This is a genomic window from Xanthomonas bromi (assembly GCF_900092025.1).
GTDB classification, from domain to species: Bacteria; Pseudomonadota; Gammaproteobacteria; order Xanthomonadales; family Xanthomonadaceae; genus Xanthomonas; species Xanthomonas bromi.
This window is the reverse complement of sequence record NZ_FLTX01000070.1, coordinates 23994-38519: the sequence shown is the minus strand read 5'-3', so window position 1 is coordinate 38519 and position 14526 is coordinate 23994. Positions and strand designations below refer to the sequence as shown.

The following is a 14526-nucleotide window of genomic DNA, read 5'->3' as shown; positions in this document are numbered from 1 at the left end:
CGCCACTGGCGGCCTTTTTTTGTTGCCGCGGTCAATGCGTCGTCGTGCTGCGTGCCTGTGCGCGATAGGCGATGAAACCGGTGGCCGGCAAGGCGCGCGAGAACAGCCAGCCTTGTGCCAGGTCCACGCCATGGGCGCGCAGATAATCGAACTGTTCCTGGCGCTCGACGCCTTCGGCGATGGTACGCAGATGCAGCGTCTTGGCCATTTCGATGATGTGCGCGGTCACTGCGCTGGTGGCCGAGTGGGTGCCGATGGTGTCCACGAACGACTTGTCGATCTTCAGCGCATCCAGCGGCAGACCCTGTAGATACTGCAGGCTCGAATAGCCGGTGCCGAAGTCGTCGATCGACACCGTGTGGCCGGCGCCACGCAGCCGCGTGATGGTGGCACGCGCCGCATCGATGTCCATCAGACTGCGTTCGGTCGCTTCCACCCACAGCTGGCCGCTGTCCACGCCGGTGCCGCGCAACGCCTGCGCCAGCACGCTCTGCACGCGGCCGCTCTTGATGTCTTCGGCGCAGACATTGATGGCTACGTGCAGCGCCGGATCGGCAGCGAGGGTGGGGCCGAGTTCGCGGATGACTTCGGCCACCACCAGGTCGGTGATCGGCAGGATCAGGCCGCTCGCTTCGGCCAGTGGAATAAAGGCATCTGGCGGCACCAGTACGCCGTCGGGTCGCTGCCAGCGCACCAGCGCTTCGGCCCCGACGCAGGCACCGCTATCGAGCGCAATGATCGGTTGGTAGTGCACGATGAACTCGCGGCGCTGCACTGCGATTTCCAGCCGCGCCAGCGGCGACAGGCGCCGTCGCGAGACCCATAGCACCGCACCGACCAGCAACAGCGCCACCGCGATGCCCACCGGCACCAGCTGCCACCGTGCCGCCGTCAGCGGCCCGCGCAGATAGGCCACCGGCTCGGTGACCACCGCCGTCCAGTCACCACGGCGGTCGCTTCCGAACAGTACCTGCGATAGCACGCGGTCGTCCGGCGCCCGTTCCGCCGTTGGCTCGATCAGCAAGTGTTCGGCAGCGGTGCCGGTACTGCTGAGAAGCTGCCCCTCCGGCGTGCCGATCGCCAGTTGCAGGCCAGGCGGGATATTGATGTCGGCCAGCGTGTCGGGGTTGATCAGGACGTTGTAGTCGCCCAGCTGCAGTGCCATCAGCGGACGCTGCGGATTGGCCAAGGGCAGCAGCCGCGTGGTGACCGCGATACCGCGCTTGACCACGAAATCGGCGGTGGCCTGCGGAATGCTGTCGCGCAACTGGCCCCATGAGGTACAGCGAAGACGACCTTGTTGGAAACGCCCCAGCTCGACGATGTAATGGCTGGTCAGCACCAGTGCGCGCATCTGCGCCAGCTGCGCGGGAGAGCATGGCGGCAGCTGCGAGGCAGCCAAGCTCAGCAATGCGCCGTGCGCCTCGTCGAAAGCGGTTTCGGTGCGCCGGATAGACAGCGCAGCCAGCTCGCTCAGCCTGCTCTCTTCGCGCGCCAATGCCAGCCGCCAGGCCAGGTAGTACGACAGGCCGACCGGCAGCGTCGCGCACAGCAACACCAGCAACACGGTCACACTGATGATGCGTCGGCGCTTCACCTCACCACCCGCTACGGCTGGGGTTCCGGTTCACGTACAGCCTCTGCGGCAATGCGCGTGTCGGCAAATGGCCGACGCAGGCTGGCGAGAAGTACGCGCGGATGCGTCGCACGCAGCGATTGGTGACACGGAGCATGGACTGATGAGGCTGCACGTCGCGAATGTACGACACACGCGTGCATTGCGCGCGTTTGTGGGGCAAAGCCGCTGTGATTTTTTTGCCGATGATCCCGCACCGCCTCGTGGAAGTCGAGGTCGCCTGCGGATTCACGCGCCTGCACGCAATGCCGCGCTAGGGTCGGACCGTCTGTGCTCTTGCACGTGAGCCACGGGACAATCCGGTCCCCTGCAAGGCGCTTTCACCGGAGGAATCACCCATGACAACACAGAAAGAACGCGTCGGCGGCACCGACGCAGTCCCGATTTTCAAGATGCAGGAAACCACACGCGACGGCGAGCTGACCAAGTACGTGGTCGGCGACACCGGCGTGGCCTTCGACAGCCTCGAAGGCGCCCAGGCGGCAGCCAAGGATCTGGGCACGCTCAACGGTTGACGCTGGCTGCAGTGTTGGCTCTACGTTGGTCGAACGACTGGGGCCATTGCGCTTGATCGCCATGCTGATCGGCATGGCGATTGCGTCAGTGGGTGGAGATCGTGTCGGGCGTTGCGGGCATCACCGGGCCACACCGATGTGCATGTCTGCCTCCGGCGCCTACGTTGCCATCGAGGCCGCACGGAAGCTGCTGTTTGTGGTTGGCAGCCGGGAGGGACGACCGGCGTCGCGCTACGGTCAAGATCCGGCGCGAGAGGCAACGTCCAACACCGCGAGAGATGCTGTCGAGAACTAGGGGACAGTCTGCTGCCAAGCGGATCTGTCGCATCGTGCAGGCTGCGCGAGTAGTGTCGAGGCTGGTTGGTCGAGTGCGCGGCGTGCCCCCGCGATGTGCAGTGCACACGGTGAATCCGTCCCTGGGTGCTCCGTCGCGGCGTCCATGCCGCCAAAGGTTCTGTCATTGGCCGGGGCCGGTGCCAGAGCGGGGCCTGCCAAGAGTAGCCTGCCATGTGGGTTGGTTGATGTGTCAGCGAAACACGTTTCAGACTCACGCGAACAGCGGAGTGCCGGATAAAGCGCGTGCCGATCGACACGCTGTGCCGGGCCCCGGGTAGCGCCTACGGAAGCGGTTGCTCGGTCAGCCGTCCGGTATGCGGTGTGTGGATCAGCGGTGCCAGGTCGAAGCCTTGTTGGCGTGCATGCGCCAGATAGGCCTGGGCGATGTTGTCGTCCAGCTGCGGCAACCGTGCCAGCAGCCACAGATACTTGCGATCAGGGCTACCGACCAGTGCTGCGGTGTAGTCGGGGTCGATGCGCATCACCCAGTAATCGCCCTTGGTAAACGGGATCCAGCGCAGACCCTCGGGCAAGAAAGTCACTTCCAGCCGGCTGTGCGTGTCGTCGATGGCGCGTGCCTGGCCAATCGCTTCTTCCAGCGCGCCTTCCACGGTGAGGCAGCGATTTTGCACGCGCACACTGCCGTCGTCTTCCAGGGCGTAGTGCGCCGACACATCGGTGCAGTCCGCATCCTCGAAGCGGATCGGCAGGCGGGCGATTTCGTACCACGTGCCCAGATAGCGATTCAGATCCAGCGAGGGGACAGTGGCGAGTTCGGGATGGTGGCTCATACAGGCCTCTGCACAATGGAGTGGCGCCTGTTGTACGTGCATCGCCATGAAATGAATGTTGGGATGCGGGGGCGGGCTAGCGTCATGCGGGAAGCCTGCCGAATGCTGGGGGGCGGTGCTGTGCGCGCCGCGTGTTTGGCACGATGCAGCCATCGCCGTTTAAATCCGCGCGGGTGATCGGCTGGCTGCACGCGCTCAACATCGCGGCAGCGAATGACGTAACGGCCTAAAATTTACGTAGCGTCCTAACAATAGCCTCCTAACCATGCGGGCAGCTCAGCAATCGCTGGTTGGCATGCTCGCCGCATTGTCTGCGAATCCCATAGCCGAGCGTGTCCGGCCGAACGCATTAGGCCGCGCTGGCGGTGCCTAGCGCGCGATCCAGTTTGCGGTAGCCGATCGCTTCGGTGAGATGGCGCGTGGCGATGTCCGCGCTGTCGTCGAGATCGGCAATGGTGCGTGCCACGCGCAGGATCCGATGCATCGAGCGCGCAGACAGCTGCAGATGTTCGATGGCACGCTCCAGCAGCAACTGATCGTCGTGTTGCAGGCGGCAATGGCGGTCGGTCTCGGGTTGATCCAGTTGCGCGTTGGGCAGCGCGCCGCGCATCAGCTGGCGCTGCCGTGCAGCGACCACGCGGGCACGCACGCTGGCGCTGTCTTCGCCAAGGTTGCCGCTGCGCAGCGCTTGCGGGGGCAGGCGTGGCACGTCGACATGCAGATCGATGCGGTCCAGCAACGGGCCGGAGATGCGACTGCGGTAGCGGCGGATGCTGTCGCTGCTGCAGGGGCAGCGCCCGCTGCCATCGCCGGCCCAGCCGCACGGGCAGGGATTCATGGCCGCAACCAATTGAAAGCGCGCCGGGAAATCCACGCTGCGCGCCGCGCGCGAGATCGTGACCAGGCCCGATTCCAATGGCTCGCGCAGCACTTCCAGAGTTTGCCGCTGCCACTCGGGCAATTCGTCCAGAAACAGCACGCCGTTATGGGCCAGCGAGATCTCGCCGGGGCGCGGATGCGTGCCACCGCCCACCAGCGCGACTGCGCTGGCAGTGTGGTGCGGAGCCCGATAGGGTCGCTGCCGCCAGCGGGCCAGATCCAGTCCGCGGCCGCTGATCGAGGTGATGGCAGCGGTTTCCAGCGCTTCGGCTTCGCTGGCCTCGGGCAATAAACCGGGCAGGCGCGAGGCCAGCAACGTTTTTCCGCAGCCAGGGCTGCCGACCAGAAGGAGATGATGCCCACCGGCAGCGGCGATCTCCAGCGCACGACGGGCATGCGGTTGTCCGCGCACATCGGCCATGTCGGGCAGGGCACGTGCACCGAGCGCCTGCACCGCCAGTTCGGCGGCGGGCGCTTTCTGGCTGCCGTTGAGCGTTGCGCAGACGTCCAGCAAGGTACGCGCGGTGAAGGCTTCGACGTGCCCGGCAATCGCGGCCTCGGCACCATTGGCGAGCGGTACGATCAGCCGTCGCCCGGCCTGCGCGGCCGCCAGCGCGGCGGGCAGCACGCCGTCGACACCACGCAGCTCGCCGGTGAGTGCGAGCTCGCCGAGGAATTCGTAATCGGCCAGGGCCTGGCGATCGATCTGCCCGCTGGCAGCGAGGATGCCGAGTGCGATCGGCAAGTCGAACCGGCCGCCTTCTTTCGGCAAATCGGCCGGTGCCAGGTTGATGGTGATGCGCCTGGTGGGGAATTCGAACTGCGCACACAGCAGGGCGGCACGCACGCGCTCGCGCGATTCGCGCACTGCCGCTTCGGGCAGGCCCACGATCTGGGTCGAAGGAAGGCCGCCGGAGAGATGCACTTCCACCCGAACCTCAGGCGCATGCACTCCCACACGGGCACGGCTGTGCACCAGCGCCAGACTCATGATGGGTGGCCTTCACTCAGGGGGTGGTGGGTGGTGCAGCGGGCGGCGCGCCGGGCGCGCGCGCTTCCAGTGCGGCGACGGCCTGCTCCAGCGCGTCGAGTTTTTCGCGGGTGCGCAGCAACACCGCGCGCTGCACGTCGAACTCTTCGCGGGTCACCAGGTCCAGCTTGCCCAGCCCGGCCTGCAGCGCGCCCTTGAAGGTGCTCTGCAGTTCTTCGCGCGATTGGCGCAGGCCTGGCGGCACCAGGTCGCTGAGGCGGCGGGCAAGGTCGTCGAGCTGATTGAAATCGATCATGGTGTTCTCCGCAGGTCCGTAGGAAGCCTAGTGCAGGCCGGGACACGCGGGACATCGGCAAGCACGTCGGCAGGCAGTAAGGATAGTCCCATTCGGCTGTCGTCCGCGGTGACAGCGGTGCGGGCTGGGATGAGTGTTGCCCCCGTCCACGGTATGCTGCGCGGCCGTCATGCCCTGGGACCTGCACCGATGAAAATGATCATGGCCATCGTCAAACCATTCAAGCTCGACGATGTGCGCGAGGCGCTTGCCGGCTGCGGGGTGGCGGGCATTACGGTGACCGAGGTCAAGGGCTTCGGCCGCCAGAAGGGCCACACCGAGCTGTATCGCGGCGCCGAATACGTGGTCGATTTCCTGCCCAAGGTGAAGATCGAAGTGGCAGTGACCGACGACCAGGCCGAGCGCGTGGTCGAGGCAATCGTCGCGGCCGCCGGCACCGGCAAGATCGGCGACGGCAAGGTGTTTGTGTACGACCTCGGCACGGTGGTGCGCATCCGTACCGGCGAGCTGGATAGCGACGCGCTCTAGGGTCCCCACGTCGGGCCCGCCGCTCGCCAGCTGCGTGGTGCGTGCTGCAGGAGGTGAGGGCTTTGATGCCCCGTGCTCGCAACTGCGATGCCGGGGACCTGTAGTGCTGAACGAGCGATGCAGGGGACGGCGCTAGATCAGGTGCAATGCAGGCATTGCGAGGTTCGCAGAGACCTTAGGCCGCCCAGAGGCATTGCGGCCGAGCGCAGCGCGCGCTGACTGCGTTGGCTGTGGCGCTCATCAGCGGGGCTGATGCTCCGTCGGGTGCGCATGGGCAAAGCCGCTGCAGTCAGGTGCCAAGCCGTCTCATCGATCTGCCCATACCATTTCAATACCGCCGCGTACTGCTGTCGAGCGTGCCTCGATCGCCGCGGAGATAAACGCTGAAGCAAGCGCACCGGGCTCTCAAGTTCTGGACACACGTGCATCCCGCTCCCGCTTGTCGCCGCCGCGCGACTTGCCTACTCTAGGCCGTAATACCATTCCAATACCGGAGTTCGAGATGAAGCCACGCAACAGCAAGCCGGGCGTGCGCCTGCTTTCGGTATTGGTGGGGCTGGTCATGGCTGCCCCGACGCTGGCGCAGTCGGTGGCCGAACCGGTGACCCAGCCAGCGATCTATCCGACACCGGTGTCGATCCAGCTGGAGGGCGCAACGGTCACGTTGGGCCGCTCGGTGGTACTGGTGGTCGCGCCGGGCGCGGACAAGGCCACCGTCGCGCTGGTGCGCCGCATTCTCAGCAGCGCCGGTGTCACCAAGATCGCCACCGCCACACGCCTGCCTGCCACGCTCGACCGCCCGCACATCGTGCTCGGCACCGGCGATGAGGCAGTGGTGCGCGATGCGCTGACGCGTAGCAAGGCGACGCAGGACACCCACAAGGAAGGCTATACGCTGGCCAGCGTTGCGCTCGATCGCGGCAGCCTCATCACGCTGGCCGGCCACGACGACGATGGCCTGTTCCATGCGGCGCAGACGCTGCGTCAGCTGGTCGAGCGGCCGGCCATTCCGACGCTGACGATCCAGGATTACCCGGCCATGCCGATCCGCGGCACGATCGAAGGCTTCTACGGCGCGCCGTGGTCGATGAGCGACCGCAGCAAGCACATCGATTTCCTCGCCCGTACCAAGGCCAACACGTTCATCTACAGCCCGAAGGACGACCCCTACGCGCGCGACCGCTGGCGCGAGTCGTATCCGAAGGCGAACTTGAAGGCGCTGGGTCAGCTGGCCGCCACCGCCAAACGCAATCACGTCGATTTCGTCTATGCGATTTCGCCCGGCCCCACGGTGTGCTTCTCCGACCCGGCCGACGCCAAGGCGTTGTTGCGCAAGTTCGATGCGTTCCGCGCGCTGGGCGTGCGCAGTTTCTATGTGGCGCTGGACGATATCGAATACACCAAGTGGAATTGCGAGCGCGACAAGACCACGTTCGGGGCGTCCGGCGCGCAGGCGGCGGGTATCGCGCAGGCGCATCTGCTCAATCTGGTGCAGGCGGATCTGGTGGCGCGCCACGATGCAAGCTCGGAGCTGATCATGGTGCCGACCGAGTATTACGACGCCAAAGAGAGCCCGTACAAGGAAGCGCTGCGCAAGCATCTGGACCCGAAGATCGTGGTGCAGTGGACCGGCACCGACGTGGTGCCGCCGGCCATCTCCATCCCCGATGCGCGTGCGGCCACCAAAGCGTTCGGCCGCAAGACGCTGCTGTGGGACAACTACCCGGTCAACGACTTCGAAACCTCGGCCGGGCGCCTGCTGATGGCGCCATATGCGCGCCGCGAGGCGGGTCTGTCGGCCGAGTTGTCCGGCATCGTGTCCAACCCGATGAATCAGGAAGTGCCCAGCCGCGTCGCGGTGATGGGGCTGACCGCATTCGCCTGGAACGACAAAGGCTACGACGCGCAACGCACCTGGTATGCGGCGGCGCGCGATCTGGCCGGCGGCGATGCGCGTGTCACTGCGGCATTGCTGACCTTCTTCGATACCCAACACTTGGCGCCAACCTTTGGCAGCCAACCGTGGCAGGACCAGGCGCCACGCTTGAAGGCCGTGCTCGATCAGGTGCGCGAAGCGATCGCACTGGGCGATGCCGCTGCGCGCACGCAGGCGATCGCCGAACTGGCGCGCACTGGCGACGAGCTGGCAGCCGCGCCGCAGATCATTCGCGACGGCGTCGCCGACAAGGGCTTTGCCGAGCAATCGCGCCCCTGGCTGGAGGCAATGGAAGTCTGGGGACACGCGCTGCAGAAGACGGCAGCTGGGCTGGATGCGGCCAATCGTGGCAATACCGAGGCGTCCGCGTTGTTCGCCGATGCGGCTGCGCTCGCCGCCAAGGCTGCTGCGGTTCCGTCGATTCCCGGCGCCACGCGCTTCGGTGGCCCGGTCAAGATCGCCGACGGCGTGCTCGACCGCTTCATCGCGCAGGCGCCGCGTTTGATCGTCTCTCGCGAGCCGGCAGTTGCCGATTCGGCAGCAGCGCATTGATGAGTAAGTTGCCGCTGCATGTGTCGCCGGAATGCATTCCATGCCCAGCGCGAGGCCGTCCAGTGTGCCGAGCAAGGCCGGTGCATGCCGCCAGCCCTGCCGCTGCCGCAGCAGTCTGGCCTCGTGGCGCACCATCAGCCGCGCGATCGGCGCCAGCCGCGTGCGGCGATCGCGGCCGTCGTCCTTGACCACGGCCAGCTGCCCATCAAGGAGTGTGCGGTAGACGTCGGGCTTCAGCAGCCGGGTGCCTTGCTTGAGCAGAACGGGAGTGATGCGGTGCAGGCTGGACACGTCCAGTGGCTGGGAGTGCATGGCAGTTCTCCAGACCTTGACGGCGCGGAGGTGTCACGTATTGCGCAGGCTCGCGGGGAGCGAGAGGAATCGGCCCGGATAATTTAGAACGCGCGAGTACTGAAATTATTTAATCAACGATTATGGAGATGGAAAGGTTTTAGCAATCAATCGCTTGGCAGAATTCGCCGTTCGATTCATTGCGGCGCACCCGGACCTGGATCTGGATGCTTCCAGCAGAAGCAGTGCAGGCGTATCGCCGGCGCTCCGCTTCGCTTCCCGTGCAAACGCAAGGCAACCCACGCCTGCTCCTGCGTGGAGGGGCACGTCCTTATTGACAGCCGTTGAGACTCCAGACACTGTGCCGTCTGCGGTCAGGGGGCTGTATCACGCGTTAGCACGGGCACGCTCTTTGGGCGTGCGCCCGGAGCGATGTCGCACGACATCCGGTGATGCCGGGAAAGCCTCCGAATTCGACAGCAACTGCGCCACTTCCAGACGCCGTCAGGTGACCCCTGCGTGCGCAAGGATGGGGGAACGATGGAGTACGACTCATTGGGGATGCGATGAAAAGGACCGCAACACTGCTGTTGGCCTGCACGGCGCTCGGCGTCACGGCACAGGCCTCGGCGCAATCGTTGTCGCGCGGCTGGGACAGCTACCGGCAACAGCAAAAGCAGCAGACCGGCACGCAGGGCACCACCGCGCCGGCACCGCCATCTTCGCGCGCTGCGCAAGCGGGCATCGGCGGAGCGCCAGCCGCTGTAGGTGGAAGCGGAACGGGCGAGGCCGGCGGATTCAGCACGGTGACCGAGCAGACATCGGCAGGGGCAGCGCCCGTCGCGCCTGCCGGTGTACCGCCACCGCCGCGCGAAGAAGAACAGCGGCTCAAGAGCGGCATGTTCCTTGGCGTGCAGACTGGCAAAGCCAAGGTGTTTGAAAACGGCAAGCAGGATATGCAGGGCTTCAACGTTGGCTACCGCTGGCGCGCCGGTCCGGTGACATTGATCGGTATCGAAGCCGCAACCGGGAAAGTGGATGGTGCCAAGGATGCGGGCGCCGTTGTCGTCATTCCAAACGTGGATTTCGGCAGCATCGGTGGAACGGCGCGCTTCAACTTTGGCGATGTTCCGCTATTTGCTCTTGTGCGGCTGGGCTATTGGGGCGGCAAGGCGAAAGCCGAGGACTACAACGAGCGTGTCTATGGCGCATACGTAGGCGCCGGTCTGGGTGTAGATATCGGCAAGCACGTGAGCTTGAGCGCGCTTTACACGAATTACGTCTACGCCGACGAGTATTACGATGACTACGAAGACCTCACGATCAATCGTGCCGAAGTGCTGAGCTTCGGGGCCGAAGTCCGCTTCTGATGCGGGTCGACGGCCAACAAGGGCGGGCGGCAGCACCGCCCTTCCGGCCCAGATGCAGTTCAAAAGCGACTCTGCAGTCAGCAATCCTGTTCGACGCCGCACCGCAGATGGTCATCGGCATTGCACAGCCATCCATGCGGATTGTTGTAGTGTCGCGGCAAACCATGATTCAGCCGTTGGCGAGGGAAGATGGACGCATTGGCGCAATTTTTGACAGACGAGCAGGACCCGGTGGCCGTGGGCAAGATCCTGCCCAAGATCACCGAGTTGCTGACCCGCGACGAGCAGGTCGAGTACATCGCCGTGCAGAAGAAGATGGTGATGAATCTGTCGCCGGACGCGGTGGTGCTGACCAACCGCCGCTTCATCGTGGTTTACCCGAAACTGCTCGGCATGACGTTCCGCGATTTCCCCTGGCGCGAAGTGCTCGATGTGCACATGAGCGAACAGATGCTCGGGGCGACCATCATGTGCCGCACCACGCAAGGCGCTTACGCATCCGTCGACAGCCTGCCGAAGAAACAGGCGCGGCGCGTGTATGCCTATGCGCAGCAGGTGGAAGAATCCGCCTACGAAAAGCGCCAGCAGCTGGAGATCGACAAGTTGCGCGCGGCGGCCGGCGGCGTGGTGGTGCATGCACCTGCTGCGCAAGGTGCGGCGGTACCCTCTTCGGCCACGCCTGCCACCGCCGCTGAGGATCCGATGCAGGTGTTGAGCAAGCTCAAGCAATTGCTCGATGCGGGGCTGATCACGCAGGACGAATTCGACGCCAAGAAAACCGACGTACTGGCGCGCCTGTAGGCCACTCAGCACATCGTGCAGTGGTCGGCCTTGAACGGGCCGCGCCATAGAGCGCAGGGCGGACACGGCAGTTGTCGCAAGTAATGAATGTGTCTATCGCATGACTGCGTCGGCGATTGAGCGCCGTTCCAGCGGTGCGAGGAACGCGGATTGGCTTCACGCTCGAGCATCGTTGCGTGAGCCCGGCAGCAGGCCCAATGCGTTGGGCCAGAGCCATTCGCCCGCGCGCGTAGGCGCGCAGGCCGTCTTATGCAAACGCCGCTACCAACCGCCTGCGCCTCACTGCCAGGCGGGCGCGGCGGTCGCCTTGAATCGGCCGCGACCATTCAAGCATCGCGATGTCGCGCGCGCCGTCCGCCGTTGCTGACCATGTGTCGCGTGCCGCTTACTCGCCCAGCGCCTTGGCCACGAACGGCGGCGCCACCAGCACGCCGGTGTGCTGGTGGGCGGTGTAATACAGCGTGTCGAAGCCCTTGGCCTGCGCATCGGCCTGGCGGAAGGCGAAGTCGGCCTTGGGCTGCTTGCTGGCCATGGTCACGCTCCACCAACCGGTGGGGTAGCACGGCTGCGGGAACGGCAGGGTCTTGAACGACTGGAAGCCGGCCTTGCCCATTTCGGTGCGCATTTCGTTGATCAGGTCCAGCAGCGCCAGCGGCGATTCGGACTGCTGCACCAGCAGGCCGTCGTCCTTCAACGCCTTGAAGCAGCTCTCGTAGAAGGCCTTGTTGAATAGGCCTTCGGCCGGGCCGACCGGGTCGGTGGAGTCGACGATCACGATGTCCACGCTACCGGCCGAGCAGTTGGCCATGTAGGCCACGCCGTCGTCGAACAGCAGCTCGGCACGCGCATCGTGGTTGGAATCGCACAACTCTGGGAAATATTTCTCCGACATGCGCGTGACCTGCTCGTCGATGTCGCACTGGGTGGCGCTTTCCACGCCCGGGTGCTTGAGCACCTCGCGCAGCGTGCCGCAGTCGCCGCCGCCGATGATCACCACGCGCTTGGGCGCGGGATGGGTGAACAGCGCCGGGTGGCTGATCATCTCGTGATAGAAGAAATTGTCGCGGGTGGTCAGCATCACCGCGCCATCGATCAGCATCAGCTTGCCCCAATCGGTGGTCTGGTAGATCTCGATCTTCTGGAACGGGGACTGCACCTCGTCCAGCTTGCCGCTGACGCGGAAGCCGATCGCCGAGCCGGTTGGCTGGAAGTGTTCGATGTACCAGTTGTCGTTGGTGCTCATGCAAAAATCCTAGTAAAGAAGGGCCTGATCCTTCTCCCGGCGGGAGAAGGTGACGCGTAGCGCCGGATGAGGGTCGAGCGCAGCCGCGTGCCGCCAAACGGCGCAGCGGCTGACCCTTGCTCGGCCCCGATCCGACCAGGAGCGGGGCGTGAAGTCGGCGCGGATTGTAACGGACCCTGCGCGTGCCAGGCGTTACACTTCACGCCCTTTTTGCCCCAGCCGAGACAACGAAATGAGCGATTGGTCCCTCGACCAAGCCCGCAAGACCTACTCGATCCCGCATTGGGCCGATGGGTATTTCGATGTGAACGCCGCCGGCCACGTGGTGGTCACCCCGACCGTCGGCGGCCCGTCGGTGTCGCTGCCCGAGGTGGTGGACGCCGCGCGCGCGGCCGGCGCCAAACTGCCGCTGCTGGTGCGCTTCCCGGACATCCTGGGTCAGCGCCTGGGCAAGTTGCAGGCAGCGTTCGCGCAGGCGCAGTCGGAGTGGGACTACGCCGGCGGCTACACCGCGGTGTATCCCATCAAGGTCAACCAGCACCGTGGCGTGGCCGGCACCCTGGCCGGCCATCGCGGCGAGGGCTTCGGCCTGGAAGCGGGCAGCAAGCCCGAGCTGATGGCGGTGCTGGCGCTGTCGCGTCCGGGCGGGCTGATCGTCTGCAATGGCTACAAGGACCGCGAATACATCCGCCTGGCGCTGATCGGGCGCAAGCTGGGCTTGCAGACCTTCATCGTCATCGAAAAGCCGTCCGAGCTGACTTTGGTGCTGGATGAAGCGCGCGCGCTGGACGTCAAGCCGGGTCTGGGCGTGCGCATGCGGCTGGCCTCGCTGGGCGCGGGCAAGTGGCAGAACAGCGGTGGTGACAAGGCCAAGTTCGGGCTGTCGCCGCGTCAGGTGCTGGACCTGTGGAAGACGCTGCGCGACTCCGAGTATGCCGACGGCCTGAAGCTGTTGCACTTCCACATGGGCTCGCAGATCTCCAATGTGCGCGACATCGCCAACGGCATGCGCGAAGCCACGCGCTATTTCGTGGAGCTCTCGCGCCTGGGCGCGAAGATCAGCCATGTCGACGTCGGCGGCGGTCTGGGCATCGACTACGAAGGCACGCGCTCGCGTAGCTATTGCTCGATCAACTACGGCCTGCATTCGTACGCCAGCAACATCGTGCAGCCGCTGGCCAGCGCCTGCGAAGAACACGGCCTGACTCCGCCGCGCATCGTTACCGAATGCGGCCGCGCAATGACCGCCCACCACGCAGTGCTGATCGCCAACGTGTCCGAAGTGGAGCAGGCGCCGGAAGGCCGCGTGCCCGACGCGCACGACGACGAACCGGCAGCGATCCGCCACCTGCGCGAGATCCACGACGAGCTCGACGTGCGCCCGGCAGTGGAACTGTTCCAGGAGGCACAGCACTTCCATGCCGAGGGCTTGAGTGCCTACGCGCTGGGCCAGATCGACCTGACCCAACGTGCGCGCATCGACGACCTGTTCTATGCCATCGCCCATGGCGTGCGGGCGCGCCTGAGCTTCGACGAAAAGAGCCATCGCCCGATGCTGGACGAGCTCAACGAGCGGCTGGTGGACAAGTACTTCGTCAACTTCAGCGTGTTCGAATCGATCCCGGATGTGTGGGCGATCGACCAGGTGTTTCCGATCGTGCCGATCGAGCGCCTGAACGAGGCGCCGCAGCGGCGCGGCATCATTGCCGACATGACCTGCGATTCGGACGGCATGGTCAAGACCTACGTCGAGAACGAAAGCCTGGACAGCTCGCTGCCGCTGCACAGCTTGAACGCGGGTGAGAGCTATCGCATCGGTTTCTTCCTGGTCGGTGCCTATCAGGAAATCCTGGGCGATATCCATAACCTATTCGGCGATACCGATGCGGTGGAAGTGGCGGTGGACGGGGACGGCTATCGCATCGTGCAGCAGCGTCGCGGCGACACCACCGATGTGATGCTGGATTACGTGGGCTATCAGCTGGACACGCTGCGTGCGACCTATGCCGAGCGCATCGCCGCAGCGCAACTGCCGCCCGAGCGCGCGCAGGAACTGCACGACGCGCTGGAGGCCGGCCTGACCGGTTATACCTATCTGTCCGACGAACCGTTGGGCTGATCTGCGAATGCGCTGCGGCCTCTGCCGCAGCGCAGGCTGGGCAGAATGTGGCACAGCTGCCGCGCGCCACTGCCGCAGACGTCGCTTGAAAGCAGGCCAGGTGCCTCGCCGGTAAGGCTGCTGCAGGCCGGCAAATCGACACGGCGTGGTCCGGCCGTCGTGCTTTGCGGTCGGCTGCAGTCTGGTCCGCTTTTTGCCGACGCGGGTCCTCGGATCAACGAAACCTGCCCGGAATTGGTCTTG

The 14526-nt window shown here is 65.3% G+C and carries 11 protein-coding genes and 1 pseudogene; 6 read left to right on the top strand and 6 right to left on the bottom strand.

Annotated elements, in window-relative coordinates; translation table 11 throughout:
* Positions 1-31: 31 nt before the first annotated feature.
* Positions 32-1597, bottom strand: coding sequence for an EAL domain-containing protein (locus XBLMG947_RS18850; RefSeq protein WP_065470106.1), 1566 nt, complete (start codon positions 1595-1597; stop codon positions 32-34).
* A gap of 377 nt (positions 1598-1974) precedes the next feature.
* Here XBLMG947_RS18850 and XBLMG947_RS18845 point away from each other — a divergent pair, with 377 nt between their 5' ends.
* Positions 1975-2151 (top strand): hypothetical protein, encoded by a 177-nt coding sequence (locus XBLMG947_RS18845; RefSeq protein WP_010374782.1) that lies wholly within the window; start codon positions 1975-1977, stop codon positions 2149-2151.
* A 617-nt stretch (positions 2152-2768) separates the two neighbouring features.
* On the opposite strand, the gene XBLMG947_RS18840 is transcribed toward XBLMG947_RS18845, so the two are convergent.
* The 3 genes from XBLMG947_RS18840 to ubiK all read right to left on the bottom strand — a co-directional run bounded on the left by XBLMG947_RS18840 (position 2769) and on the right by ubiK (position 5443).
* Complete coding sequence (locus XBLMG947_RS18840; RefSeq protein ID WP_065470105.1) at positions 2769-3278, bottom strand: lipocalin family protein; 510 nt, start codon at positions 3276-3278, stop codon at positions 2769-2771.
* Positions 3279-3627: 349 nt separating this feature from the next.
* Positions 3628-5148 carry a YifB family Mg chelatase-like AAA ATPase gene (locus tag XBLMG947_RS18835; RefSeq protein WP_065470104.1) on the bottom strand — a complete coding sequence of 507 codons (1521 nt, stop codon included), beginning with the start codon at positions 5146-5148 and terminating at the stop codon, positions 3628-3630.
* 16 nt (positions 5149-5164) lie between these two features.
* Positions 5165-5443 carry a ubiquinone biosynthesis accessory factor UbiK gene (gene ubiK, locus XBLMG947_RS18830; protein ID WP_065470103.1) on the bottom strand — a complete coding sequence of 93 codons (279 nt, stop codon included), beginning with the start codon at positions 5441-5443 and terminating at the stop codon, positions 5165-5167.
* 153 nt (positions 5444-5596) lie between these two features.
* Here ubiK and XBLMG947_RS18825 point away from each other — a divergent pair, with 153 nt between their 5' ends.
* Both XBLMG947_RS18825 and XBLMG947_RS18820 read left to right on the top strand, forming a co-directional pair.
* On the top strand, positions 5597-5971 hold the full coding sequence (locus XBLMG947_RS18825; protein ID WP_008574841.1) for a P-II family nitrogen regulator: 375 nt from the start codon (positions 5597-5599) through the stop codon (positions 5969-5971).
* A 502-nt stretch (positions 5972-6473) separates the two neighbouring features.
* Positions 6474-8459, top strand: coding sequence for a glycoside hydrolase family 84 protein (locus XBLMG947_RS18820; protein ID WP_065470102.1), 1986 nt, complete (start codon positions 6474-6476; stop codon positions 8457-8459).
* A 6-nt stretch (positions 8460-8465) separates the two neighbouring features.
* Here XBLMG947_RS18820 and XBLMG947_RS18815 read toward each other — a convergent pair.
* A pseudogene (locus XBLMG947_RS18815) lies at positions 8466-8771 on the bottom strand (kinase); the annotation flags it as partial.
* 545 nt (positions 8772-9316) lie between these two features.
* Here XBLMG947_RS18815 and XBLMG947_RS18810 point away from each other — a divergent pair.
* Together XBLMG947_RS18810 and XBLMG947_RS18805 are read left to right on the top strand one after the other, a co-directional pair.
* Entirely contained in the window at positions 9317-10120 is an 804-nt protein-coding gene (locus XBLMG947_RS18810; RefSeq protein ID WP_065470101.1) for an outer membrane beta-barrel protein, read from the top strand.
* Positions 10121-10309: 189 nt separating this feature from the next.
* Positions 10310-10921 carry a PH domain-containing protein gene (locus tag XBLMG947_RS18805; protein WP_065470100.1) on the top strand — a complete coding sequence of 204 codons (612 nt, stop codon included), beginning with the start codon at positions 10310-10312 and terminating at the stop codon, positions 10919-10921.
* A 385-nt stretch (positions 10922-11306) separates the two neighbouring features.
* Here XBLMG947_RS18805 and speE read toward each other — a convergent pair whose 3' ends face one another.
* Positions 11307-12164 (bottom strand): polyamine aminopropyltransferase, encoded by an 858-nt coding sequence (gene speE / locus XBLMG947_RS18800; protein WP_065470099.1) that lies wholly within the window; start codon positions 12162-12164, stop codon positions 11307-11309.
* Between the two features lie 232 nt (positions 12165-12396).
* On the opposite strand from speE, the gene speA reads away from it, so the two are divergent.
* Positions 12397-14283 (top strand): arginine decarboxylase, encoded by a 1887-nt coding sequence (gene speA / locus XBLMG947_RS18795; RefSeq protein ID WP_065470098.1) that lies wholly within the window; start codon positions 12397-12399, stop codon positions 14281-14283.
* Positions 14284-14526 lie beyond the last annotated feature (243 nt).

Bases quoted from the DNA above. Each gene is read 5' to 3' on its own strand.
- XBLMG947_RS18845 (WP_010374782.1), top strand. From the start codon at position 1,975: ATGACAACACAGAAAGAACGCGTCGGCGGCACCGACGCAGTCCCGATT.
- XBLMG947_RS18840 (WP_065470105.1), bottom strand. From the start codon at position 3,278: ATGAGCCACCATCCCGAACTCGCCACTGTCCCCTCGCTGGATCTGAAT.
- XBLMG947_RS18835 (WP_065470104.1), bottom strand. From the start codon at position 5,148: ATGAGTCTGGCGCTGGTGCACAGCCGTGCCCGTGTGGGAGTGCATGCG.
- ubiK (WP_065470103.1), bottom strand. From the start codon at position 5,443: ATGATCGATTTCAATCAGCTCGACGACCTTGCCCGCCGCCTCAGCGAC.
- XBLMG947_RS18825 (WP_008574841.1), top strand. From the start codon at position 5,597: ATGCTGCGCGGCCGTCATGCCCTGGGACCTGCACCGATGAAAATGATC.
- XBLMG947_RS18820 (WP_065470102.1), top strand. From the start codon at position 6,474: ATGAAGCCACGCAACAGCAAGCCGGGCGTGCGCCTGCTTTCGGTATTG.
- XBLMG947_RS18810 (WP_065470101.1), top strand. From the start codon at position 9,317: ATGAAAAGGACCGCAACACTGCTGTTGGCCTGCACGGCGCTCGGCGTC.
- XBLMG947_RS18805 (WP_065470100.1), top strand. From the start codon at position 10,310: ATGGACGCATTGGCGCAATTTTTGACAGACGAGCAGGACCCGGTGGCC.
- speE (WP_065470099.1), bottom strand. From the start codon at position 12,164: ATGAGCACCAACGACAACTGGTACATCGAACACTTCCAGCCAACCGGC.
- speA (WP_065470098.1), top strand. From the start codon at position 12,397: ATGAGCGATTGGTCCCTCGACCAAGCCCGCAAGACCTACTCGATCCCG.